General features: G+C 71.0%; 23 protein-coding genes. 11 read left to right on the top strand and 12 right to left on the bottom strand.

What is annotated here, in order from left to right; genetic code table 11:
* Window positions 1–1254: ABC transporter permease (locus DJ73_RS16060; protein WP_254921688.1), on the top strand; the 1254-nt coding region annotated here is incomplete at its 5' end.
* A complete protein-coding gene (locus DJ73_RS16055; RefSeq protein ID WP_094558467.1) occupies window positions 1247–2347 on the top strand; it encodes an ABC transporter permease in 1101 nt (366 codons plus the stop codon). The genes DJ73_RS16060 and DJ73_RS16055, both read left to right, overlap by 8 nt.
* 22 nt (window positions 2348–2369) lie before the next feature.
* On the opposite strand, the gene DJ73_RS16050 is transcribed toward DJ73_RS16055, so the two are convergent.
* A complete protein-coding gene (locus DJ73_RS16050) occupies window positions 2370–2693 on the bottom strand; it encodes a hypothetical protein (protein WP_094525607.1) in 324 nt (107 codons plus the stop codon).
* Between the two features lie 179 nt (window positions 2694–2872).
* On the opposite strand from DJ73_RS16050, the gene DJ73_RS16045 reads away from it, so the two are divergent.
* Window positions 2873–4243 (top strand): geranylgeranyl reductase family protein, encoded by a 1371-nt coding sequence (locus DJ73_RS16045; RefSeq protein ID WP_094525605.1) that lies wholly within the window; start codon window positions 2873–2875, stop codon window positions 4241–4243.
* A 42-nt stretch (window positions 4244–4285) separates the two neighbouring features.
* Here DJ73_RS16045 and DJ73_RS16040 read toward each other — a convergent pair whose 3' ends face one another.
* The 4 genes from DJ73_RS16040 to DJ73_RS16025 form a co-directional block, all read right to left on the bottom strand.
* Window positions 4286–4588: a hypothetical protein gene (locus DJ73_RS16040; RefSeq protein WP_094525603.1), complete on the bottom strand. Its 303-nt coding sequence runs from the start codon at window positions 4586–4588 to the stop codon at window positions 4286–4288.
* A 47-nt stretch (window positions 4589–4635) separates the two neighbouring features.
* Window positions 4636–4914: a winged helix-turn-helix domain-containing protein gene (locus DJ73_RS16035; RefSeq protein WP_094525601.1), complete on the bottom strand. Its 279-nt coding sequence runs from the start codon at window positions 4912–4914 to the stop codon at window positions 4636–4638.
* A 151-nt stretch (window positions 4915–5065) separates the two neighbouring features.
* Window positions 5066–6346 carry an amidohydrolase gene (locus DJ73_RS16030; RefSeq protein WP_094558466.1) on the bottom strand — a complete coding sequence of 427 codons (1281 nt, stop codon included), beginning with the start codon at window positions 6344–6346 and terminating at the stop codon, window positions 5066–5068.
* A 111-nt stretch (window positions 6347–6457) separates the two neighbouring features.
* The gene (locus DJ73_RS16025) at window positions 6458–6790 is read right to left on the bottom strand and encodes an uS10/mL48 family ribosomal protein (RefSeq protein WP_094525597.1); all 333 of its coding nucleotides are present in this window, start codon (window positions 6788–6790) and stop codon (window positions 6458–6460) included.
* A gap of 160 nt (window positions 6791–6950) precedes the next feature.
* Between DJ73_RS16025 and DJ73_RS16020 the strand changes: the two genes are divergently transcribed.
* From DJ73_RS16020 to DJ73_RS16010, 3 genes are all read left to right on the top strand, one after another.
* Window positions 6951–7397, top strand: coding sequence for a bis(5'-nucleosyl)-tetraphosphatase (locus DJ73_RS16020; protein WP_094525596.1), 447 nt, complete (start codon window positions 6951–6953; stop codon window positions 7395–7397).
* Between the two features lie 192 nt (window positions 7398–7589).
* On the top strand, window positions 7590–8585 hold the full coding sequence (locus tag DJ73_RS16015) for a DUF5787 family protein (protein WP_094525594.1): 996 nt from the start codon (window positions 7590–7592) through the stop codon (window positions 8583–8585).
* Between the two features lie 21 nt (window positions 8586–8606).
* Complete coding sequence (locus DJ73_RS16010) at window positions 8607–8816, top strand: hypothetical protein (protein ID WP_094525592.1); 210 nt, start codon at window positions 8607–8609, stop codon at window positions 8814–8816.
* 124 nt (window positions 8817–8940) lie between these two features.
* Here DJ73_RS16010 and DJ73_RS16005 read toward each other — a convergent pair whose 3' ends face one another.
* Window positions 8941–12012 carry an FAD-binding and (Fe-S)-binding domain-containing protein gene (locus DJ73_RS16005; RefSeq protein WP_094558465.1) on the bottom strand — a complete coding sequence of 1024 codons (3072 nt, stop codon included), beginning with the start codon at window positions 12010–12012 and terminating at the stop codon, window positions 8941–8943.
* A 174-nt stretch (window positions 12013–12186) separates the two neighbouring features.
* Here DJ73_RS16005 and DJ73_RS16000 point away from each other — a divergent pair, with 174 nt between their 5' ends.
* From DJ73_RS16000 to DJ73_RS15990, 3 genes are all read left to right on the top strand, one after another.
* Complete coding sequence (locus DJ73_RS16000) at window positions 12187–12735, top strand: LUD domain-containing protein (RefSeq protein WP_094558464.1); 549 nt, start codon at window positions 12187–12189, stop codon at window positions 12733–12735.
* Window positions 12728–14962: an LUD domain-containing protein gene (locus DJ73_RS15995; protein ID WP_094525586.1), complete on the top strand. Its 2235-nt coding sequence runs from the start codon at window positions 12728–12730 to the stop codon at window positions 14960–14962. The genes DJ73_RS16000 and DJ73_RS15995 overlap by 8 nt, the downstream gene beginning before the upstream one ends.
* 175 nt (window positions 14963–15137) lie before the next feature.
* Window positions 15138–15443, top strand: a complete 306-nt coding sequence (locus DJ73_RS15990; RefSeq protein WP_094525585.1) for a PRC-barrel domain-containing protein — start codon at window positions 15138–15140, stop codon at window positions 15441–15443.
* 4 nt (window positions 15444–15447) lie between these two features.
* Here DJ73_RS15990 and DJ73_RS15985 read toward each other — a convergent pair whose 3' ends face one another.
* The 5 genes from DJ73_RS15985 to DJ73_RS15965 all read right to left on the bottom strand — a co-directional run bounded on the left by DJ73_RS15985 (window position 15448) and on the right by DJ73_RS15965 (window position 18032).
* Window positions 15448–15771, bottom strand: coding sequence for a hypothetical protein (locus DJ73_RS15985; protein WP_094525584.1), 324 nt, complete (start codon window positions 15769–15771; stop codon window positions 15448–15450).
* A 133-nt stretch (window positions 15772–15904) separates the two neighbouring features.
* Window positions 15905–16318 carry a hypothetical protein gene (locus tag DJ73_RS15980; RefSeq protein WP_094525582.1) on the bottom strand — a complete coding sequence of 138 codons (414 nt, stop codon included), beginning with the start codon at window positions 16316–16318 and terminating at the stop codon, window positions 15905–15907.
* 2 nt (window positions 16319–16320) lie between these two features.
* Window positions 16321–17013, bottom strand: coding sequence for a hypothetical protein (locus DJ73_RS15975; RefSeq protein ID WP_094525618.1), 693 nt, complete (start codon window positions 17011–17013; stop codon window positions 16321–16323).
* Window positions 17014–17110: 97 nt separating this feature from the next.
* Entirely contained in the window at window positions 17111–17665 is a 555-nt protein-coding gene (locus tag DJ73_RS15970; protein ID WP_094525580.1) for a thioredoxin family protein, read from the bottom strand.
* Window positions 17666–17744: 79 nt separating this feature from the next.
* Window positions 17745–18032 (bottom strand): hypothetical protein, encoded by a 288-nt coding sequence (locus DJ73_RS15965; protein ID WP_094525578.1) that lies wholly within the window; start codon window positions 18030–18032, stop codon window positions 17745–17747.
* Window positions 18033–18235: 203 nt separating this feature from the next.
* Between DJ73_RS15965 and DJ73_RS15960 the strand changes: the two genes are divergently transcribed.
* Together DJ73_RS15960 and DJ73_RS15955 are read left to right on the top strand one after the other, a co-directional pair.
* Window positions 18236–18421 (top strand): hypothetical protein, encoded by a 186-nt coding sequence (locus DJ73_RS15960; protein ID WP_094525576.1) that lies wholly within the window; start codon window positions 18236–18238, stop codon window positions 18419–18421.
* A gap of 50 nt (window positions 18422–18471) precedes the next feature.
* Window positions 18472–21036: a PAS domain S-box protein gene (locus DJ73_RS15955; RefSeq protein ID WP_094558463.1), complete on the top strand. Its 2565-nt coding sequence runs from the start codon at window positions 18472–18474 to the stop codon at window positions 21034–21036.
* An 80-nt stretch (window positions 21037–21116) separates the two neighbouring features.
* On the opposite strand, the gene DJ73_RS15950 is transcribed toward DJ73_RS15955, so the two are convergent.
* Window positions 21117–21515, bottom strand: a complete 399-nt coding sequence (locus tag DJ73_RS15950; protein WP_094525572.1) for an OsmC family protein — start codon at window positions 21513–21515, stop codon at window positions 21117–21119.
* Window positions 21516–21740: the final 225 nt, after the last annotated feature.

Below are 21740 nucleotides of genomic sequence, written 5' to 3'. Positions count from 1 at the left end.
GAGAGGACGAGCGCCGCCGACCGCGCGCGGGACGCGCTCTCTCGGCTCGTCGACGCGTCAGCGACCGAGCGGATCCTGATCAGCACGGCGGCGCTCGTCCTCTCCGTGCTCATCGGCGCGGTGCTGGTGCTCGTGGCCGGTCGGATGACGACGTGCACCGCCGGCGAGGCGGTGTACTACTTCGGCACCGGGTTCTGCTACGACCCCGTCGTCGTCTTCGACCGCCTCTTCCTCGGAGCGCTCGGCGACCCGTTCAGCGGCAGTTGGTCGCCGAACGGGCAGTTCGCGGTCACGCTCCGGGAGTCGACGCTGCTTCTGTTCACCGGGCTCTCGGTCGCGCTGGCGTTCCGCGCCGGGATCTTCAACATCGGGACGCAGGGACAGATGGTCGTCGGCGCGCTGGCGACCGCGCTCGGCGTCCTCTGGGCGTCGTCGCTCGTGTCGGGGACCCTCGGCACCGTCGTGTTGATCCCGTTCGGGCTTCTCGTCGGCGCGGTGTTCGGCGGACTCTACGGCGCGGTTCCGGGCCTGCTGAAGGCGTACGCCGACGCCAACGAGGTGATCACGACGATCATGCTCAACTTCATCGCGACCGGGGTCGCGCTGTATCTGGTCAGCGGGATCTTCAAGGACCCGAACAGCGCCGCGAACCAGACCGTGCCGCTGCCGGAGTTCGCGCAGTTCCCGGCCCTGCTGTTCGGCGGCCGCCAGGACTTCTCGATCGTCGCGCTGCTGTTCGGGCTCCTCGCCGTCGGCGCGCTGTACTACGTCCTCGAACACACGGCCTTCGGGTACGACGTCCGGACGAGCGGCGTCCAGCCCGAGGCGGCCGAGTACGGCGGCGTCGACGCCAAGCGCACCGTCGTCGCGAGCCTGACGCTCTCCGGCGCGCTCGGCGGCATCGCCGGCGCGATGTACGTGATGATGGTGCTCGGAACGTTCCAGACGGGGATCCCCGCCTACGGCTTCGACGGGATCACCGTCTCGATCCTCGCCGGAAACAACCCGCTCGGCGTCGGCATCGCCGCGCTGCTGTTCGGCGTGCTGAAGAGCGGGACGACGGTCGTCCAGTTCGCGACCGACGTTCCGCCACAGCTCGTGGGGGTCCTCCGCGGGCTCATTATCCTGTTCGTGGCGATGCCGGAGTTCTTCCGGCTTCTGGCCCGCGGGCTGCCGGGCGCGGGATCGAAGCCGAAGGCGGTCGCGACCGACGGCGGCACCGACGGCGACCGGGGGGGTGAGGCCGATGAGTGACGCGCCCGCGGACCGCACCGACTCCGGGACCGCCGCCGGGAAGGCCGAGGGAGCGGGCTTCCTCGACCGCTACACGACGCGGGCGCTCGTCGCCGGCGTGACGGTCGCCGCGGTCGTCGCGCTTTTGCTCGCCGGGCTGCTGTTCCCGGACTCGATCGCCGGGACGCTCTCGGACGCGCTCACGAGCCGGAACACGCTCGCGGCGGCGCTGCGGCTCTCCGTGCCCATCGCGTTCGCCGCCCTCGGCGGGATCTTCGCCGAGAAGTCGGGCGTGATCAACATCGGGCTGGAGGGGCTCCTGATCATCTCGGCGTTCAGCGCCATCTACGTCGCCGACCTCACCGGCGGGGTCTGGGTCGGCTTCGCCGGCGGGGTGGTCGCGAGCACGCTGCTCGCGGCGCTGTTCGCCGTCGTGACGATCGGGTTCCGCGCGGACCAGATCATCGCCGGGCTCGCGGTCTGGCTCATCGCGCTGGGGCTCGCCCCGTTCGCCTCGCAGGTGATCTACGGCAGCCCGAACACGCCGACCGTGGCGACGTCGCCGTCGATCACGGTGCCGGTGCTCGCCGACATCCCGTTCTTCGGCGCGCTCTTCTCGGCCTCGCCGTCGGTGTACATGCTGTTCGCCGCCGTCTTCGGCTCGTGGTACGTCTTCGAGCGGACGGCGTTCGGCCGGTGGATCCGCGCGAGCGGCGAGAACCCGAAGGCGCTCGACACCGCGGGCGTGAGCGTCACCCGCGTCCGGTACGCGGCGGTGCTGATCTCGGGCGTGCTCGCGGGAATGGGCGGCGCGGCGCTGTCGCTCGACCTCGGCCAGTTCACCGGCAACGGCCCGACGATGGTCAACGGGAAGGGGTTCATCGCCATCGTGGCGTACCTGTTCGGGAACTACAACCCGGTCGGGGCGTTCCTCTCGACGATGCTGTTCGCCGGGCTCGACGCGGTCCAGACCGTGCTCCAACTCCAGGGGATCGGGATCCCCCGCCAGCTCATCCGGATCACCCCGTTCGTGGTGGTCATCCTCGTCCTCGCCTTGGTCGGTCGGACGCGGCTCCCGGAGGCGGCCGGCGAGCACTACGAGACGGAGGAGTGAGGCCGGCGTCGCGGTCCGCGGGTCACTCCCTTTCGGCGCGGTCGCGGATCGCGCTCGCCGCCTCGCTGACGGAAAGCTCCTCGAGCTCCGCGAACGGGAGGTCGACCCCGTCCACGTTGACCCCTTCGAGTCGTGCGATCTCGGCGACCTGGTCGGGAGAGTCGAGCGCCGCGATCGTCTCCTCGACCGACTCGGTCGACCGGCCGTACCACGAGGCGAGTTCGCCCGCCCCGATTCCCTCGTCGTACGCGACGGTGAGCATCGTCGCGGCGGTCGTCTCCCCCTCGCGGACCTCCGGGAGCCACTCCCGGAGCCGGTCCGTGTCGACGTGGTCGAGTCCGGTCATAACCGGCTTCAGGGGCGCACGTCCGTTAAAAACGAGGGCCGGACGGGGGAGCGCCGCTCACCGGGAGCGGTCCCGATCGCGATCCGCCACCGAGCGTCGGCTCCCGTCCCTCGTGTCGGTTCCGAGGGGACCGAATCGGGAACAAAGAGTTTTGCCACCGGGGGAACGACCCACGTGACATGACCATCGACGAGTACGACGTCGTCGTGGCCGGCGCCGGGACCGCCGGCTGTTACGCCGCTGCGACGATCGCGAACGAGGGGCTCGACGTCGTCATCGTCGAGCGGAAAGACGAGGAAGAGGCGGGCCACATCGCCTGCGGCGACGCCCTGAAGGGCGCCGACGCCTTCCCGGAAGCCATCCCGAAAGAGCGGCTCGAACCGGCGTTCACGAACACCGGCGTCGACCACGGCCGGTTCGAGATCCCGCAGGAGGACACGGTCCTCGAGATCCCCGTGCCCGGCGAGCTGGCGGTCATCGACCGCTGGGAGTACGGCCGCCGGATCATCGCGGGCGCCGAGGACGCGGGCGTGGAGTTCCACTACGACACCGTGATCAACGACGTGGTTCAGGCCGTCGACGGGCGGGTCACGGGACTACGCGCGAAGCGGGCGGGCGAGCCCGTCACCTACGAGGCCGACCTCGTGATCGACGGCGCCGGGTCGCTGTCGCTGCTCCAAGACAAGGCGGACTTCGAGGGGACGACGTTCGACACCAACGTGCGCTACTCGCAGTTCTGCTCCGCGTACCGCGAGATCGTCGAGGTGCCGGAGCCGGTCGAGTGGGACGACGCACTCGTCTTCAAGGCGACCGACCGCGCCGCCGGCTACCTCTGGTACTTCCCGCGGACCAGCACCGAGATCAACGCCGGGCTGGGGTTCCAGATGAACGAGGAGCCGATGCAGCTCGTCGAGGCGCTGAAGCGCGACCTCCGGGACCGCCCCGAGTTCGAGGGCGCCGAGGTCCGCGATAAGCTCGGCGCCGCGCTCCCGACCCGCCGCCCGTACGACTCGGCGGTCGCGCCGGGGTACATGGCGGTCGGCGACGCCGCGGGCCACGTCAACCCGACGACCGGCGGCGGCATCGCCGGGGCGGCGTACGCGGGCAAGTACGCCGGCGAACAGGCCGTGAAGGCGGTCTCCGACGGCGACGTCAGCGAGGAGAACCTCTGGCGGTACAACACCCGCGTGATGGACCACTTCGGCGGGCGCTACGCCGGGCTCGACGTGTACAACGTGCTCTCGACCGCGGTCGACGTGGACGACCTCATGGGGCTGCTCGCCGCCCTCCCGGGCGAGAAGCTCGCGGAGGCGCTGTACGAGGGCTCCACGTCGATGTCGTTCGGGCTGAAGCTGAAGGCCGCCGTCAAGAGCTTCGGCTACTGGGGGACGATACGGAACTTCTACCAGACGAAGTCGCTCGCGGACGAGCTGCTCGCGCATTACGAGTCGTACCCGACCAGCCCGGCGGCGATGGCGAACTGGACCGGCGAGCGCGACGCGATCATGGACCGGATCTACGAGACGACCGGCGCCGACGCGAAGTACTGAGCGGGCCGGTCGACCGGCCGGTACCCCTCCGAGGCCGCGCGTTCAGTCCCACGTCACCCACATCAGAAACGCCAGCGCGACCGTCTGGAACACGTGGACGACGACGTTCGCCCGCCACGCGAGCGACGGCATGTCGGTCGCGAACCACCCGGCCAACACGGGGTGATACAGGTAGAAGTACAGCGACAGCGCGTTCTGCGCCAACAGCACGGCGCCGAACGCCGCGAGGCCGATCGAGTGCTTCGAGCGGAACGCGAGGTAGTTCCGCGCCCACACCCACGTGAGCGCGGACAGCATCGCGACGTTGACGGCGACGCTGACGCGCGCGACGTCGACCCACTCCATCGCTCACACCCCGGGCGCGCCGTCGCGGTCGCGAGGGGTCGTCGCAGTCATACCGGGAGCCCGTCGGCGATCTCCTCGACGAGGTCCCAGTGCCGCCGGGTTCCCTCGGTCGGGTAGTACACCGTGCCGTAGCCGTCGCCCGTGCGCTCGACGACGTCGTGCTCGCGGAGCACGTCGAGGTGGTGCCGCACCGTCGTGTAGTCCAGGTCGAGGTGCTCGGCCAGCTGGTTCGCGTTCCGCGGCCGGTCGTCGATCGCCGTGAGTATCCGGACCCTGTTCGGGCCGCCGCGGGTGCCGGTGAGCACGTACCAGAGGGCGGCCTCCATGCCTCGAACGAGGGGTTCGCGGCGCCTAAACCTACCGCCGGAGGAAGCGATCGCACCCGGTGCGAGCCGCTCACGTCGGCGATCGCGGCAGCGGTCGCGGCGACGAGCGCGGCCGGTCGCGACCGTCACGCGTCGGCGCGCCGCGTCGGCCTCACGGACGCGTCTCGGCGACCCGCAGGATCGCCCCGCTCAGCACGTCGATGCCGATCGCGATGTCGCCCTCGACCACGTCGAAGGTGCTCGTGTGGTGGCCGCCCGGATGGTCGGTGCCGACGCCGACGTAGCAGGCGAGCCCGCCGTTCTCCTGAACCGCCTGCATCAGGTAGGTGGCGTCCTCGGAGCCGCCGAGGTCGTCGCTGTCGACGACGCTCGTGACGCCCGCGGTCTCGCCGGCGACCCCGCCGACGATCCCGGCGAGCGCGTCGTCGCTGGTCGCGCTCGGGGCCTCTCCCTTCGTCGCCACGTCGACCTCGCAGTCGTGCATCGCGGCGGCAGACTCCAGGATCCGATCGGCGTGGTCGGACATGTACGCGGCCAATTCCGTCGTCGCGCCCCGGAGCTCCCCCTCGACGTACGACTCCTCGGGGATGATGTTCGTCGCGGTGCCGCCGCCGACGAGCCCGGCGTTCACCCGGGTCGGACCGTCGGCGTGGCGGGGGATCGCGTAGAGGTTCTGGACCGCCGCCGCCATCGCCTGGACGGCGTTGCGTCCCTGCTCCGGTCGCGCGCCGGCGTGGGCCGGCGCCCCGGTGAACTCGGCGAGGAAGTGCCGGACCGCGAGGAAGCCGTCGACGCCGCAGACGACCTCGCCGGAGGGGTGATCCAGGCCGACGTGGACCGCGTACAGGTAGTCGACGTCGTCGAGGTGGCCGGACTCGGCCATCGGCTTCCCCCCGGCCACCTGCTCCTCGCCGGGCTGGAAGAACACCTTCAGCGTGCCCGCGAAGTCGGAGTCGAGCACCGCGTCGAGCGTCCCGAGCCCCATCGTCGCGTGGGCGTCGTGGCCGCAGGCGTGCATGAACCCCTCGCGCTCCGAGCGGAACCCCTCGGCGACGGGGGCGTGGTCGGCGTCCTCGGACTCGCGGATCGGCAGCGCGTCGATGTCGACGCGGAGCCCGATCACGGGACCGTCGCCGCGCTCGACGACGGCGACGCAGCCGGTGTACCCCCCGGAGAGCTCGTCGACGACGTCGGGGTCGGCGCCGGCGTCGCGGGCGCGCTGCTCCCACGCGGCGAGCTCGTCGTCGTCGGGGACGTTCATGCGGTTTTCGGTCGCGAGAGCGTCGCGGCCGACGTGCAGCTCGGTCAGGTCTCGTTGCCTGAGCTCCTCGACGATCCGGGCGGTGGTGTAGAACTCGCGCCACGCGGGCTCGGGGTGGCGGTGGAGGTCGCGGCGGAACTCGCGGTAGGCGTCGGATTCGAGCGCGCTCATGGGCGTGTGTGGCCTCGCGCGGGCTTAAAAGATCGCGTGGCGGAACCGACGGGCCGCGGCCGTCGCGGTCGCCGACGAGGACCGAACCGCGAGGCCGCCGCCCGTATAAAATCAGTCCCGGCGGTGGCCGAGCGGCTTCTTCTGGTCGACCTCGACCTCGACGTGGATCGAGTCGGGGAAGTCGCGGCCGACAACCTCGCGAGCGACGTCGTCGGCGCCGTGGATCTCCATCGAGCGCTTGTACACCGAGTAGCTCCACGGCGAGAACTCGTCGCCGGCGCGGAGCTGTTTATACAGCGGGACACGGACGGTCTCGGCGGGCGTGGCGTGCGGGCCCTTACACTCCGCGCCCTTGCGTTCGAGCGTCGACTTGAGGTCCGCCACCGTCTCGGCGAGCACGTCGCGGTCGCCGGAGGCGAAGGAGAGTTTCGTGACGAATGTCATGGCTGGGGGTCGTCAGTGCATCGTCGGCGGAGGGGTAAAAGCGCATCTACCCGCGGAGCCCGGGACCGACGGCGGTCGGCCCCGATCGGCCGCTCCGACGCCCGCCGCGGCGTTCGCGAGTCCGACACGCTCTTTAAGGGTGCTTGCTTACCTGACGCTAATGACGGTCGAAGCGACCAGTGCCGGAGCCATCCTCTTCCGCGACACCCGCGGCGAACGGGAGTACCTCCTCCTGAAGAGCCGACCGGGGGACTGGGAGTTCCCCAAAGGCGGGGTCGAGGGGGACGAGGAGCTCCAGCAGACGGCGATCAGGGAGGTGTCGGAGGAGGCCGGAATCGAGGATTTCCGGCTGATCGACGGCTTCCGCAAGGAGTACGACTACGTGTTCGAGGCGAACGGTAACACCATCCACAAGACGGTTCACCTGTTCATCGCGCGCTCGTTCGAGGCGAGCGCCGAGATCTCGAACGAGCACCGAGACCTGCAGTGGCGCGACTACGACCAGGCGCTCAACACGATCACCCAGAACGGGCCCCGCGAGATCCTCGAGGACGCTCACGACTACCTCGACGAGCGGAAGGACGACGAGACCGGCGACTACGTCTAAACGGTTCCGCCGCACTGGGGCGCGTCTAAGCGGTTCCGCCGCACTGGGGCGCGTCTAAGCGGTTCCGCCGCACTGGGGCGCGTCTAAGCGGTTCCGCCGCATCGAGGCCGTCGACCCCGTCCGAGCGGGCGACCGACGCCAGAGCGATAACGCGGGCGGTTCGCTTTTAACTGGTGCCGCACTACCGAAGTCGTGACTCCGGACGCCGAATTCGGCTACGAGCTCCTCGTCTGTCGGTACGCCGAGCTGGCGTGGCACCCGAGCGGCGGCCCGCGACCCGCGATCGTCGCCCGGCAGCTCGGCACGAAGGAGCGCCGCTGGGACACGGTCGTGATCGAGGTCGACCCCGCCGCGTTCGCGGCTCGGCGCGCCTTCGGCGAGCGGGCCATTGACTCCGACCTCCTCCACGTCGTCCGCCACGCGCCGGCGGAGTGGTCGTGGTACCGCGACGCGCTCCCGCACCCCGGCTACCCGTGGCGTTACGTCCGGCGGGCGGTCCACCGCGCCGCGGGCCGCGACCTGATCGAAAAACGCCGGCGGAACAACCGGATCCAGCTCCGCCGGAAGCGGCCGTACCCGGACTGGGTCGACCGGATCGTCGCGGTCGAGAACAAGCCCGACTTGGACCGCTCGGCGGCCGACCGGCTCGCCGACCAGCTCGCCCACGACGTCGACACCGCCCTCGCCGACGAGGCGTGGCTCGCGACCGAGACGACGGGCGAGCGCGTCGAGCCCGCGCTGCTCCGCGAGATGCCGGTCGAGGCCGGGATCCTCGCGACCGACTTCTCCGACGGCGTCCGCGCCGACGCGGCGAGCGTGGCGTGGCACCCGAGCGACCTCGCGCCCGCAGGCGACGAGCGTCGCGACCCCGAGACGGAGACCCTCCGCGTGGAGATCGCCGAGCGCGCCTACGGGAAGGGGTGGCGCTCGTACCACGAGACGATGCGCCCGGACTGCCGCCACTTCGAGCTCCGCCGCGAGGGGCGGTCGCTCGTCCCGCACTGCGCCGCGAAGGAGAAGGTTCCGACCGCGCGGGAGTGTTCGGGCTCCTGCCCGGAGTTCTCGCCCGAACCGCCCCAGTGGCGAACGAGGGGGTGGCCTATCGAAGGCGGTCCCGGGAAGGGGTTCAAGCGGGTGCTAGGGCGACGTCGCGAGCGCGAGCGGGACCGCGTCGAAAGCGTTGAGTGAGCGGCGGCGCCAGCCGGGTGTATGCGGTTCCCGAGCCCCTCGCTCCCCGAGTACGCGCTCAACACGGCGGTCGTGGTCCTCACGCTGGCCGTCCTCCAGTACACCGGGTGGCTCTCCGACGACCCTGCCGGACTCGATCCGGCGTTTCTCGCGGTGGTCGCGGTGACGTTCCCGGCGTTCTCGTACCTGATCGCCCTCGTCACGGCGAACGTGCGCTCGAACGCGGGGTGAGGCGCGTCGAGACCGACCGAGCCGCCCGCGGGCGCCCCGTAGCCACCGGCGAGGGCAACGCTGCAGCCGAGCTTGACGCCGCCGTAGCCCACGTCGACGCGACCACCACCGACGCCGGCGCCGCTTACGCCAGCGCGGCCGCGAGCTTCTCCACCGGGTGCGGCGGCTCCGGGGCGCCGGCGTCGCGCTCCTTCAGCTGCGTCCGGCACGAGGCGCCGGGGGCGACGACCGCGTCGCCGTCGCTCTCCGCGACCTGGTCGAAGAGGATCCGGCCGATCGCCTTGCTCATCGAGTAGTGCTCGGCCTCGTAGCCGAACGAGCCCGCCATCCCGCAACAGGAGGAGTCCAAGGGGTCGACGCCGTAGCCCGCGCGGCGGAGCACGCCGACCGCGTGGTGGTCCTTCTTCGTCGCCTTCTGGTGGCAGTGGCCGTGGTACGTGAGCGACTCCGTGGGGGCGTCGAGGTCGATCGCCTCGTCGAGCCGGTGGGCGTCGACGTACTCCATGACGCCGTAGGTGTTCTCCGAGACGGTCGCCACGTCGGCGTCCGGCACGTCGCTGGCGTCGCCGTCGAGCAGGTCGTGGTAGTCGGACTGGAGCATCACGGCGTCGGTCGGCTCCACGACGACCACGTCGCGGCCGTCGCTGACCTCGGGCGCGAGCGTCTCCACGGCGTCTCTCGCCGCCGCGCGCGACTCGTCGAGCATCCCCTTCGAGTGCGGCGGGCGCCCGCTCCCGTCGACGTCCGGGATCTCGACGTGGCAGTTCGCGGCCTCCAACACCCGGACCGCGGCCTTCCCGGCGCCGGGGTTCGTGTAGGTGGTGTACACGTCGGGGAACAGGAGGACCTCGCGGTCGGCCTCGTCGCGGGGAACGCCGGCGCCGCCGCGGGCCTCGAACCAGTCCGTCAGCGTCTCAGAGCGGAACGTCGGCAGGTCGCGCTCCTTCGCGATTCCCAGGGCCTTCTCCATGACGAGACCGGCGCCGGGAATCTTCCCCGGGAGGTTCGAGAGCGGCGCGAGCTTCGAGCCGAGCGGCGCGAGCGACTCGAAGTTGCCGAGCAGTCGCGTCCGCAGGTCGATCCCGTGCTCCTCGTGGTGGGCATGCTCGACCTCGGCCTTCAGCTTCGCCATGTCGACGCCGCTCGGGCAGTCCACCTTACACCCCTTACAGCCGACGCAGAGGTCCATCACCTCCGTGACGAACTCGTCGCCGGTGGGGTCGTCGGGCAGATCCCCCGAGATGGCGCCCCGAAGCATGTTCGCTCGGCCGCGAGTCGCTTGGATCTCCTCCTCCGAGGCGCGGTACGTCGGACACATCACCCCGCCGGTCGTCTCCTGTGGCCCCCGACAGCCGCCGCAGCCGTGACAGAGCTCGACCATCCCCTGCATCCCGTTGTCGATGGCCCACTCCATCGCGGGGTCGAAGCCGGCGTCGTAGTCGTACTCCGAGTCGAACCGGAGGTTCTCGCTCATGTCGAAGTCGCCGCAGACGTTCCCGGGGTTGAGCAGCCAGTCGGGGTCGAACGCGGTCTTGAGGTCGCGGAACGACCCCCAGAGCTCGTCGCCGTACAGCTTCCGGTTCCACTGGGTCCGAGCGTGCCCGTCCCCGTGCTCGCCGGAGACCGACCCGCCGAGCCGGACCACGGCGTCGGTGACGCGGTCGGCGATGTCGACCATCGCCTCGACGTCGTCGACCTCCTTCGTGTTGATCAGCGGCCGGATGTGGAGCACGCCGGGGCCGGCGTGCGCGTAGAACGTCGCGAACGTGCCGTTGTCCTCGAGGATCTCCTGGAACTCGCGGGTGTACTCGGGGAGGTGCTCCGGCGGGATCGCGCAGTCCTCGATGAAGGAGATGTGCTTCTCGTCGGTGGTCCGCGAGAGGAGGATCGGGAGCCCGGACTTGCGCATCTTCCAGAACCGGTCGCGCTGCTCGGCGTCGTGCGCCTCCATCGCGTGGACCGCGCGGCGCGGCTGGCTCGTCACGTCGGCGGCGCCCTCGCTCGGGTTCGACTCCGTCTCGGGCCGGGGACGGTCGTCGGTCGCGCCCACCCGGTCGGCGACGAGGTCCGCGACCTTCTGCTTCCCGTCCGCGTCGCCTTCGGCGTAGAACTCGACGAGGAGGACGGAGCTCGTCCCCTCGGGCAGCATCCCGACGACGTCGGCGAACTCCGGCGTGTCGGCGGCGAGCCCCAGCAGGACGTCGTCCATCACCTCGACGGCGGCGGGGTCGTGCGCTAAGATCGGCGCCACGTCCTCCATCGCGTCGAGGAGGTCGTCGTACGTCAGCAGCGCGACCGCCTTCGTGTGGGGGATCTCGACGAGCGAGACCGTCGCCTCGGTGACGGTCGCGAGCGTCCCCTCGCTGCCGGCCATGAGCCGAGCGAGGTTGACGACGCCCGCCTCGCCGTACTCGCCGCGGTGCTCGGCGAGCAGCCGATCGAGGTTGTAGCCGGAGACGTTCCGCTTCATCTCGGGGTAGCGCTCGTCGATCTCGTCGGCCTCCTCGTCGAGGATCCGGACGGTTTCGGCGTGGATCCGCGGGAGGAGCGCGTCGGCGTCGACGTCGGCGGACTCGCGGAGGTCGTCGACGGCGACCTCGCCGAAGGTCGTCACCGTCCCGTCCGCGAGCACGACCTCGGCCTCCTCGACGTAGTGGTCCGTCTTCCCGTACTTCAGCGAGTGCGAGCCGGTGGAGTTGTTACCGATCGCGCCGCCGACCGCGGACTTGTCGCGCCACGCCGGGTCGGGCGCGAACTTCAGCCCGTGCGGCTCGACCGCCGCGTTGAGGTCGCCTACGTACGCCCCCGCCTGGACCCGGGCCGTCGCCGCGTCCGGGTCGGTCGAGAGCACGGAGTCCATCGAGTCCGTGAGATCGAGGACGACCGCCTCGTTCACGGTCTGCCCGGCGAGCGACGTGCCGCCGCCCCGCGGTAGCACGGGGATCCCCTCGGCGAAGCAGTACTCCTGGACCGCCGCCACGTCCGCGGTCGATTCGGGCATCACGACGCCGATGGGCGTCACCTCGTACGCCGAGGCGTCGGTCGCGTAGAGCCGCTTCGAGTAGTCGTCGAACCGCACGTCACCGTCGACTCGGCGTTCGAGCGCGGCCACGAGCTCCGGACGCTCGGTCTCGCCCCCGGTGTAGTCGAAGTCCCCCCCGTCCCGCGGGTCCGGGTCCGGCGTGTTAGTTGCCATGAGAAACCTTCACGGTCGAACTATGAAAAATCCCCTGACCCCGCAGAGCAGACGGGAACCAGAACCGGTCGGGAGCGCGAGCGCCCGCCGCGGCGAGCGACGGGGCGGCCGCCGGAATCACCGACGCGCGGGAGCCGGCGGAACACCCATATATATCCCGTTGAATAATGACGTATGTCAGTCGCCGACCGCTCGACGTTCAAGCGTCGTCTCGACTCTCTCGGCGTGATCGTGACCGAGGGGACCGAGAGCGAATGCGCGGAACTGATCGACGAGGCCGCCGGCGACCCGGCGGTCGGGGTCGAGCTCGACGCCGGCTCCCTTCCGGACCGGATCGAGACGGACCCGACCACGGCCGAGTTCCGCGCGGCCCACACCGGCGTCACCGACGCGTCGCTCGGGGTCGCCGCGTACGGGAGCGTCGCGATCGAGGCCGACGCCGCCGGCACGGAACCGGTGAGCCTCTTCGTCGACCGCCACGTCGTCGTCCTCCGCGAGGCCGATCTCGTCCCGGACATGCCCGACGCGTTCGAGTGGCTCGGCCCGAAGGCGCGCGACGAGTCGGTCGACGTGGTGTTCGCGACCGGGCCGAGCGCGACCGCCGATATGGGCGGGCTCGTCCACGGCGCACACGGACCGAAGGAGGTGCACGTGGTGCTGTTGCGGGAGGGCGACGCCGGCGGACGCGACTCCGTGTCGTCGGAGGTGACCGCCGATGAGTAGCGACGCGGCCAAGGGGGACCGCATCCGCGAGCTGATGGCGACCGAGGGCGACGCGGTCGCCGAGAACACCCGCGGGTTCAATCGGGGACGGTACGAGTCGACGGGGCGGCTCGACGACTACGAGGAGCTGAAGGCGGAGGCCCGCGAGATCAAGGAGGACGCGATCGCTCGGCTCCCGGAGCTGATCGACGAGGTGAAAGCGTCCGTCGAGGCCAACGGCGGCACCGTCTACGTCGCCGACGACGCGGCGGACGCGAACCGGTACGTCACCGAGCTGACCGCCGAGGAGCGCGACGCCGACCGCCTCGTGAAGTCGAAGTCGATGACCTCCGAGGAGATCGAGGTGAACGAGGCGCTTGAGGCCGAGGGCGTGGAGGTGATCGAGACGGACCTCGGCGAGTGGGTGCTCCAGCTCGCCGACGAGGCGCCCTCGCACATCGTCGCGCCGGCGATACACAAGTCCCGCGAGGGGATCTCGGAGCTGTTCGCGGAGCGGTTCGACCTCGACGACCCGCCGGAGACCGCCGAGGAGCTCACGATGTTCGCCCGCGAGCGGCTCGGCGAGCTGGTCGAGGGCGCCGACGTGGGGATGACGGGAGCGAACTTCGTCGCCGCCGACTCCGGCACCATGCTGCTCGTCACCAGCGAGGGCAACGCCCGGAAGACGGTGAGCGCGACGGACACCCACGTCGCCGTCGCGGGCGTCGAGAAGCTCGTCCCGACCGTCGAGGACTTCTCGCCGTTCGTCGAGCTCATCGGTCGCTCCGGGACCGGGCAGGACGTGACCTCGTACATCTCCACGCTGACCCCGCCCGTCGACTCGCCGGTGCCGGACTTCGAGAGCGACGACGAGCCCCTCGCCGACGGCTCGGGCGACGACCGCGACTTCCACCTCGTGCTCATCGACAACGGCCGGATGGAGATGCGCGAGGACGAGCAGCTGAAAGAGACGCTGTACTGCATCCGGTGTTCCGCCTGCTCGAACGCCTGCGGGAACTTCCAGAGCGTCGGGGGCCACGCCTTCGGCGGCGAGACCTACTCCGGCGGCATCGCGACCGGGTGGGAGGCCGGCATCGAGGGGCTCGACGTCGCCGCCGAGTTCAACGACCTCTGTACCGGCTGCTCGCGGTGCGTCCCGGCGTGTCCGGTCGGGATCGACATCCCGTGGATCAACACGGTCGTCCGCGACCGCATCAACCGCGGCGAGGCCGACCCGGGCCAGACGGACTGGATGTTCGAGGAGCTGGTCCCGGACGAGGAGCCGGCCGGGCTCGACCTGGCCACCCGCCTCGTCGGCAACTACGAGACGCTGGCGAAGTGGGGGAGCCGGACCGCGCCGGTCGCGAACCGGCTCTCGGACGCGGGGCCGCTCCGTGCGCTCGCCGAGCGGGTCGCCGGGATCGACCGCCGCCGCGACCTCCCCGAGTTCGCGAGCGAGCCCCTCGTCGACTGGTTCGCGGCCCGCGGCGGCGCCCGGGTGCCGGCGGCCGAGGCCGAGCGCGAGGCCGTGCTCTACCCCGACACGGCGACGAACTACGTCGACGTCGACCGCGGGAAGGCGGCCGTGCGCGCGCTGGAGGCGCTCGGCGTCCACGTGCGGGTCCCGGACCTCCCGGGGAGCGGCCGCCCGCCGCTCTCGCAGGGGATGATCGCGACGGCGGAGTCGGCCGCCGAGGACGTGTACGCCGGGCTCGCGACTCACGTCGACGCCGGCCGCGACGTGGTCGTGATCGAGCCGAGCGACCTCGCGATGTTCCGGAGCGAGTACGAGAAGTTCCTCCCGGAGACCTCCCACGAGCGGCTCGCCGCGGCCAGCTACGACGTGATGGAGTACGTCTTCGGCCTGCTGGAGAACGGCGGGGACCCGGCCGCCCTGCGCGCGCCGGTCGAGGGCACCGGCCCGGTGGCGGCCGGCAAGCGCGTCGCCTACCACCCGCACTGTCAGGCGCGGACGATCGGCGTGGGCGAGCACGCCACCGCGGTGATGGAGGCGCTCGGCTACGACGTGCGCGTCTCCGACACCGAGTGCTGCGGGATGGCCGGCTCGTTCGGCTACAAGAACGACTACTACGAGCTGAGCATGGACGTTGGCGAGCCTATCCGCGAGCAGTTCGGCGACACCGACCGCACCGTCGTCGCCGCCGGCACCTCCTGTACCGAGCAGATCGACGCGCTGCTCGGCGACGCGCCGATGCATCCCGTAGAGCTGGTCGCGCCGCGGGAGTGACCGACCGGGACGGGCGGTCGGGGTCGTCTCCGACGCTCGCCGACCCTCGCCGTCTCTCATCGACTCTCGCCGACCCTCGCCGCCGGCCTCATCGCCCCCGACCGCCGAGCCGCCCGTCTGACGGGCGTCGTTCGACAACGAACGCTTAATAGGCGCGCTCCTGACCGTATGTGATATGAACGCGGCCCCACAGGAGATCACGTCGCTCGTCGGTCGTGAGGTGTACTCGAACAACGGCGTTTTCGTCGGCGAGATCGAGGACGTGCGCCTCGATCTAGACGCGCAGGCGGTGACCGGACTCGCGCTCGCGCAGCTCAACCACGAGCTGTTCGCCGGGCGCGTCGAAAGGAACACGGGCGTCATCGTCCCGTACCGGTGGGTACGCGCCGTCGGCGACGTCGTGCTGATCAACGACATCATCGAACGGCTCGACACCGGCGGCGACGACGAAGAGGAAGCCGAGATCGGCCAGTCCGCGTAGCCGATTAAAACGGGAGCGCGTCGCGGAGGCTGGTGAGGAAGCCGCCGCCCTCCCGACGCTTGCGGTCGAACACCGGGTACAGCGCGTCGAGAAATTCGGTCTCGTTCTCGAACCGGGTCTGTGGCACCTCGTTTAGCGCCTCGGAGATTCGGATCGTGCGGCCCTTGGCGTCGTACGGAATCGCGCCGTCCTCGAGCGCGTCGACGATCTCCTCGTCGGTCGCGGGGAACGAGACGCCGGCCTCCTCGACCCGCTCGTCGAGCACGGCGATGCCGAACTCGATCGCGTCGGGCTCTGAGGAACCGCCGCCGGGTGGGCGTGCTGCCATCGGAGGGTCGTACTCGCTCGGTCCTTTTTAAACCCATGCCCGCGCCGAACTCGCTCGGCGTCGTTCGGACGCGGTCTCGACCGGCTCGCTCCGGTGGCCGCTCGGCGCGCGCTCCGGGGGCGCTCGACGCGGCTCACTCCGGGATCGACTCCTCGGGCGGGGCCGCGTCCAGCAGGGCGAGTTCCATCCCGTCGCCCGAGCGGTCGAACGCGGCGACGCTCTCCTCGTCGTACGGCGGAACCGCGACGAGCACGACCGCCGCGAGGTCGTCCGTCTTCGAGACGCCCAGGAACCCGCCCGGATGCGAGAGGAACCGCCCCCCGCCGTGACCCGCCGGGGTGCCGAGGTCGACGCCGAACACCGCGTTCACCGACCCGCCGACGTCCGGCGTGAAATGCGTCACCACCGGCGTCTCGGGGCCGAGACCGGTGTCGGCGTCGAAGTCGCCCGCGCGCGTGGCCGAGAGCCGGAGGTTCGTCTCGTTCGGGTCGCGCTCCGCGGCGCGTTCGAGCAGCACCGTCAGCAGGTCGCGGGTGACGTGGATCACGGTCAGATCCCGATCGCGGACCGGAGCGTCTTGGCGTAGAGCCCCGGCGCTTTCCCCCGCGAGTTCGAGAGCGCGTCCTCGACCGCGATTGCCGCGCGGTCGAGCACGCCCACGCCGTGCCCGACCAGCACGCGGTCGGGATCGCGGCCCGAGAGCGCCGTCGTCGGCGGCGTCAGCCGGAGCATCGGGTGGACCCCGATCCGCTCGCGGTCCCCGCGGAAGTACGACGAGGTGCCGAGCGACTCCGGGACGATCAGGGTCTCGCCGTCGAAGAACCCGACCTCCTGCCACGGCGGCAGCGAGGAGTCGCGGATCCGGAACGCCTCGAAGCCGGTGTCGGCCAGCCGATCGCCGAACCGCTCGATCGGCGCGTCGAGTTCGTTCGCGACGCCGGTCATCCACTCGGGGACCCACACCGAGACGCCGTGACGGGTCGCGATCGCGGCGCTGTCGCGCTTGTGTCGGTCGAGCCCGACCACGACGCCAGCGACCGTGCCGAGTTCGGCCAGCAGGTCGTCGAGCCCGGGGGCGTCGACGGGGTCGAACACCCAGACGTCGTTGCTCTCGCTTTCCTCGTTCGGCACCGCGACCGCGTGGCTCGCGCGCTCCATCGTCTCCTCGGGATACGCGATCCACCCCACGCCGCCGTCGAACCGGTCGATCTCGTGGAGGTCTGCCTCGCCGTCGCCTTTCATTCCCATACGAACGCATTCGGCCCCGACCCCTTTCAACCCGTCTCCGGCGGCACGCCGTCCGCGCCCATCGGGCGGGGCGGCCCGAGGTCGCCGTCGTCTACGGCCACTTGATCGAACAGCCCCGGGAGGGGCGGTCGGGGATCTCGACCGCCTCGCCCGCGAGCACCGACTCCACCGCGTCTCTGACGTAGTACTCGGTCGGCTCGTCGTCCGGGTTGAGCGCGTCGTCGAGCCGGCCGTGGTACCGGAGCCGCCACGCGTCGTCCTCGCGGCCGAACAGGAACGGATCGGGCGTACAGACCGCCCCGTACGCCTCGGCGACCTCGCCGGTCTCGTCGCGGAGGTACGCGTCGTAGGCGATCGTCCCGTCGGCGACGCGCTCGCGCATCGCCTCGAACGAGTCCTCCGGGTACTCGTCGGCGTCGTTGGGATTGATCCCGACGACGGCCAGGTCGTCGTACTCGGCCGCGAGGTCGTTGAGGAGGTCGAACTTCGCCTGCGCGTACGGGCAGTGGTTGCAGGTGAAGACGACGAGGAGCGCGTCCGCGTCGAACGAGTCGAGCTGGTGGGTCTCGCCGTCGACGCCGGGCAGTTCGAAGTCGGGGGCCGCGTCGCCGCGGTCGAGCGCCGAGTCGGACTCCTTCATCACCATGTGCGTCGATACCGCCGGCGGAAGTAAAACCGTTCCGCGGTCACCGACGGGCGACCGACTACGGGCGGTCACCGACCGATCACCGCCGTGCGAACGCCGTCGCGATCGCGTGGGCCGCGCCGATCGCGGTCAGCCAAGCGATCGCGAACGCGACCACGGCGGCGGCGATGGGCGTCCAGTTCGGGAGCGCGACCGCGCCGGGCCGGAGCGGGTCCGCCCCCACAGCCGGCGCGACCGCCGCGACCAGTCCGGCGGTCGCCGCGAGGACGGCTACCGACGCACCGAGGGCGCCGACGACGCCGACGACCCCGCCCGCGGCGGGTCGCGGGCCGGGCGCGCCCGACTCGGCACGTCGTCGCGGGCGCATCACCGAGCCGCCCCCGCCGCGTTCCGGACGTTCATCTCCGTCTTCCGGGCACGGGTCGCGCCGGCGCGCTCTCACTGTTCCCCGCGGTCGCCGATCGCTCGCTGGCACGCGAGCGCTGGCCTCGGATCCCCTCTTAAACCTCCGGTCCGACCGCTGGCTGCCGCCGACTCAGGGCTTTTGAACGGAGCCGGCGTAGACGGCCCATGGCCACCCGCGAGCCGAACTACCGAACGCTCCGGCTGCTGTGCGCGAACGCCGTCGGCATGGCCGGGTTCCTGCTCGCGTACGCGCTGGGTCGGGAGTTCGCGCTCGCGCTCGTCGCGGGGCTCCTCCTCGCCGCCATCGGCTACGTCGCGTCGAGCGCGGTCGTCGAGTACGCGGGGGGGTGACGGACCGAATACGGAACGGTTAACATGTCGGATAAGGAGTACACTTACGAATGACGGGAGAGGACGCAGGCGGACCGGCCGGGATCGCGGCCTCGGGTGCCTCCTCGCCCCCGATCCGCGTTCTCTTCGTCGACGACGAGCCGGGGTTCGCGGACACCGCCGCGTCGCTCGTCGAGGCGCGCGACGACCGCTTCGACGTGACGCCCGAGACCGACCCGACCGAGGCGCTGGACGCGATCGAGTCGGGCGCGTTCGACTGCGTCGTCAGCGACTACGAGATGCCCGGAATCGACGGCGTCGAGCTCCTCGGGAGCGTCCGCGAGCGGCGCGGCGACCTCCCGTTCGTGCTGTTCACGGGTCAGGGGTCAGAGCGGGTAGCGAGCGAGGCCGTCGCCGCCGGCGTCGACGCGTACCTCCCGAAGAACGGCGTCGACGATCCGTACGCGACGCTCGCGTCGCGGATCGCTGACGCGGTGTCGGAGGCGCGAACCGACCGGCGGCTCGCGGAACACCTCGACCGGATGACGGACGCCTTCTGCGGGATCGACGGGGAGTGGCGGCTCACGTACCTCAACGAGCGAGCCAGGGAGATGCTCAAGCGCGACGCCGCCGACCTCCTTGGTGACCCGATCTGGGAGCGGTTCCCCGGCGCCCGCGGGACGGTCCTCGAAGCGGAGCTCAGGACGGCGATGGAGGAGGGGGAGCCCCGCGACTTCGAGTACCGCTTCGACGCGGTCGGGGCCGACCTCGCCGTCAACGTCTACCCGTCGGACACCGGGCTCTCCGTCTACTTCCGCGACGTGACCGAGGAGAAGGAACGGGAGCGCGAGCTCCGCCAGCTCTCCGAGCGGCTCCGGCTCGCGATCGAGGGGGCCGACGTCGGCGTCTGGGACTGGGACCTCCGCAGCGACGAGGTCCGGTTCGACGAGCGGTGGGCCGCGATGTTGGGGTACGACCGCTCCGAGATCGCCCTCGAGCTCTCTGAGTGGGAGGACCGCGTGCATCCGGACGACGTCGGCGGGGCGTGGTCGGCGCTGGAGGCGCACTTCGCCGGAGAGACCGAGCAGTACCAGTGCGACCACCGGATGCGGTCGAAGTCCGGCGAGTGGCGGTGGATCCGTGACCGCGGCCGCGTCGTCGAGCGCGACGAGGACGGCGACCCGGTCCGCGCGGTGGGGATCCACATGGACGTGACCGAGGAGAAGGAGCGCGAGCGAGACCTCGAACGCTACCGCCGGCTCGTCGACGAGCTCCCCGACGCCGTCGCGGTGTACGACGCCGACGCCCGCTTCGAGCTGGCGAACGACCGGATCGCCCAGGTGTACGAGGCGTCGCGCGAGGAGCTCGTCGGCGGGCCGAGCCGACTGATCGACCGCATCCGGAAAAGCCGCGACGGCGACCCCTTCGCGGCCCTCGTCGCCGGCGACCGCGAGACCCTGTCGGGCACCGTCGAGGTGGACTTCCCCGGGCTGCCGGAGTCGATCGTCGACTTCGGCCTGCGCCGCCTCGTCATCGACGGCGAGTTCGACGGCGTGCTCGGGATCGCCCGCGACGTGACGGACCGGCGTCGCCGACAGCGTCGCCTCGAACGCACCTCGGCGCGGCTTGAGGCGCTCTACGACGGCTCGCCCGACATGGTCGACATCCACGACGAGACGGGCGAGATCGTCGACGTGAACCGAGTGATGGCGGCGGAGCTCGGCTACGACCCCGACGAGCTGGCCGGGATGAAGGTGTGGGACGTCGACCGGGAGATGGACCCGGACGACGCCGTCGAGATGTGGGAGGATATCGAGATGGACGAGACGATTCGCTTGGAGACGACGTTCGCGCGGGCGGACGGCACGACGTTCCCCGTCGAGGTCCACGTCCGTCGGATCGACGTTCACGGCGAGGACCGGTTCCTCGCCAGCAGCCGCGATATCTCGGAGCGGAAAGCGTACGAGGACCGGATCGAGCGCGAGAACGAGCGGCTCGACGAGTTCGCCTCGATCGTCTCGCACGACCTCCGGAACCCCCTCAACGTGCTCTCCGGCTATCTTCGACTCGCCAGGGAGACGGGGAACGACTCCTACTTCGACCGCTGCGACCGGGCGCTCGACGAGATGGAACGGCTGATCGAGGACGTCCTCACGCTCGCCAGACAGGGCGACGCGGTGGGGCCGGTCGAACGCGTCGCCCTCGGCGAGGTAGCGGATCGGTACGGCGCAGACGCGTTCGGATCGGTCGAGGGCGACGACCCCGGAGGCGGCGACGAGACCGGCGACGCCGCCCTCGAGGTCGACTTCGAGGCCGAGCGCGAGGTGCTCGCCGACCGCAGCCGTCTGAAGCGACTCTTTGAGAACCTCTTCCGGAACGCGGCCGAGCACGGCGGCGGCCGGGTGGTCGTCGGCGACCTCGAGGACGGCTTCTACGCCGCCGACGACGGGCCGGGGATCCCCGAGGAGCGCCGCGACGAGGTGTTCGACAGCGGCTACACCACCTCCGACACCGGTACCGGCTTCGGGCTCGCCATCGTCGAGCGCATCGCCGAGGCCCACGGCTGGGAGGTGACGCTGACCGAGAGCGGGTCGGGCGGCGCGCGCTTCGAGTTCCGCGGCGTCGACCGGCCGTAGGCGTCCGGCGATCCGGGCCCGCGGCCGGCGCTCGGCGCGGGTGCGGCGTATTAAAAAAACGCGGTCGGCGGTCCCGGTCTTCAGAAGGCGCCGGGGTAGACGCTCACGTCGGCGTGAAGCCCCTCGCGCAGCGCGCTGTGGACGTGACAGATCCCCTCGGCGCGCTCGGCGATGTCCGACGCGGTCTCGTCGTCGAGGTCGGCCTCCACGTGGACGTCGAAGGCGACGGCCGCTAGGTCGTCGTCATCGTCGAGGTCGGCGCTCGCGTCGATCTGGATCTTCCCGAGGTCCTCCTCGCCGCGCTGGCTCCCGCCGACGCGGAAGGCGGGGAGGTAACAGGAGGCGTACGTCGCGACGAGCGCGGCGTTCGGATTCGGCCCCGTCTCGTCGGTCGCGTCGATCTGTAGGTCGAAGTCGCCGACCTGACTCGTGCAGGCGTACCCTTCCTCGGAGACGGTGGACGTCTCGATGTCAGACATGGTCACCCGTGGGTTCGTTCCCGGCCCGCTAAAGGCTGCCGACACGTGACGGGCCGGCCAGTGGAAACGCGCGAGAGCGACAGGTCGCGAGGAAGGGAATCGTCTCGCGGGAGGGGTCCGCGGTCAGTCGTCCGGCCGTTCGTCGGCGCCGGCTCCGGTGGCCGCCCGGAGATCGGCTTCGATGCCCTCCAGCGTTCGGCCGCTCGTCTCCGGGACCGTCCGGTA

Source organism: Halorubrum sp. Ea1 (genome assembly GCF_002252965.1).
Classification (GTDB): Archaea; Halobacteriota; Halobacteria; order Halobacteriales; family Haloferacaceae; genus Halorubrum.
The sequence above is the reverse complement of the archived record's forward strand: the minus strand, read 5'-3'. Positions and strand labels throughout refer to the sequence as shown.

Excerpts from the sequence above, each read along its gene's own strand:
- DJ73_RS15950 (WP_094525572.1), bottom strand. The coding sequence starts at position 21,515 with ATGTCTGACATCGAGACGTCCACCGTCTCCGAGGAAGGGTACGCCTGC.
- DJ73_RS15970 (WP_094525580.1), bottom strand. The coding sequence starts at position 17,665 with ATGGTGATGAAGGAGTCCGACTCGGCGCTCGACCGCGGCGACGCGGCC.
- DJ73_RS15985 (WP_094525584.1), bottom strand. The coding sequence starts at position 15,771 with ATGGCAGCACGCCCACCCGGCGGCGGTTCCTCAGAGCCCGACGCGATC.
- DJ73_RS16035 (WP_094525601.1), bottom strand. The coding sequence starts at position 4,914 with ATGGAGGCCGCCCTCTGGTACGTGCTCACCGGCACCCGCGGCGGCCCG.
- DJ73_RS15975 (WP_094525618.1), bottom strand. The coding sequence starts at position 17,013 with ATGAAAGGCGACGGCGAGGCAGACCTCCACGAGATCGACCGGTTCGAC.
- DJ73_RS16000 (WP_094558464.1), top strand. The coding sequence starts at position 12,187 with ATGTCAGTCGCCGACCGCTCGACGTTCAAGCGTCGTCTCGACTCTCTC.
- DJ73_RS16040 (WP_094525603.1), bottom strand. The coding sequence starts at position 4,588 with ATGGAGTGGGTCGACGTCGCGCGCGTCAGCGTCGCCGTCAACGTCGCG.
- DJ73_RS16030 (WP_094558466.1), bottom strand. The coding sequence starts at position 6,346 with ATGAGCGCGCTCGAATCCGACGCCTACCGCGAGTTCCGCCGCGACCTC.
- DJ73_RS16020 (WP_094525596.1), top strand. The coding sequence starts at position 6,951 with ATGACGGTCGAAGCGACCAGTGCCGGAGCCATCCTCTTCCGCGACACC.
- DJ73_RS15990 (WP_094525585.1), top strand. The coding sequence starts at position 15,138 with ATGAACGCGGCCCCACAGGAGATCACGTCGCTCGTCGGTCGTGAGGTG.
- DJ73_RS15960 (WP_094525576.1), top strand. The coding sequence starts at position 18,236 with ATGGCCACCCGCGAGCCGAACTACCGAACGCTCCGGCTGCTGTGCGCG.
- DJ73_RS16055 (WP_094558467.1), top strand. The coding sequence starts at position 1,247 with ATGAGTGACGCGCCCGCGGACCGCACCGACTCCGGGACCGCCGCCGGG.
- DJ73_RS16050 (WP_094525607.1), bottom strand. The coding sequence starts at position 2,693 with ATGACCGGACTCGACCACGTCGACACGGACCGGCTCCGGGAGTGGCTC.
- DJ73_RS16010 (WP_094525592.1), top strand. The coding sequence starts at position 8,607 with ATGCGGTTCCCGAGCCCCTCGCTCCCCGAGTACGCGCTCAACACGGCG.
- DJ73_RS15995 (WP_094525586.1), top strand. The coding sequence starts at position 12,728 with ATGAGTAGCGACGCGGCCAAGGGGGACCGCATCCGCGAGCTGATGGCG.
- DJ73_RS15965 (WP_094525578.1), bottom strand. The coding sequence starts at position 18,032 with ATGCGCCCGCGACGACGTGCCGAGTCGGGCGCGCCCGGCCCGCGACCC.
- DJ73_RS16005 (WP_094558465.1), bottom strand. The coding sequence starts at position 12,012 with ATGGCAACTAACACGCCGGACCCGGACCCGCGGGACGGGGGGGACTTC.
- DJ73_RS15955 (WP_094558463.1), top strand. The coding sequence starts at position 18,472 with ATGACGGGAGAGGACGCAGGCGGACCGGCCGGGATCGCGGCCTCGGGT.
- DJ73_RS16045 (WP_094525605.1), top strand. The coding sequence starts at position 2,873 with ATGACCATCGACGAGTACGACGTCGTCGTGGCCGGCGCCGGGACCGCC.
- DJ73_RS16025 (WP_094525597.1), bottom strand. The coding sequence starts at position 6,790 with ATGACATTCGTCACGAAACTCTCCTTCGCCTCCGGCGACCGCGACGTG.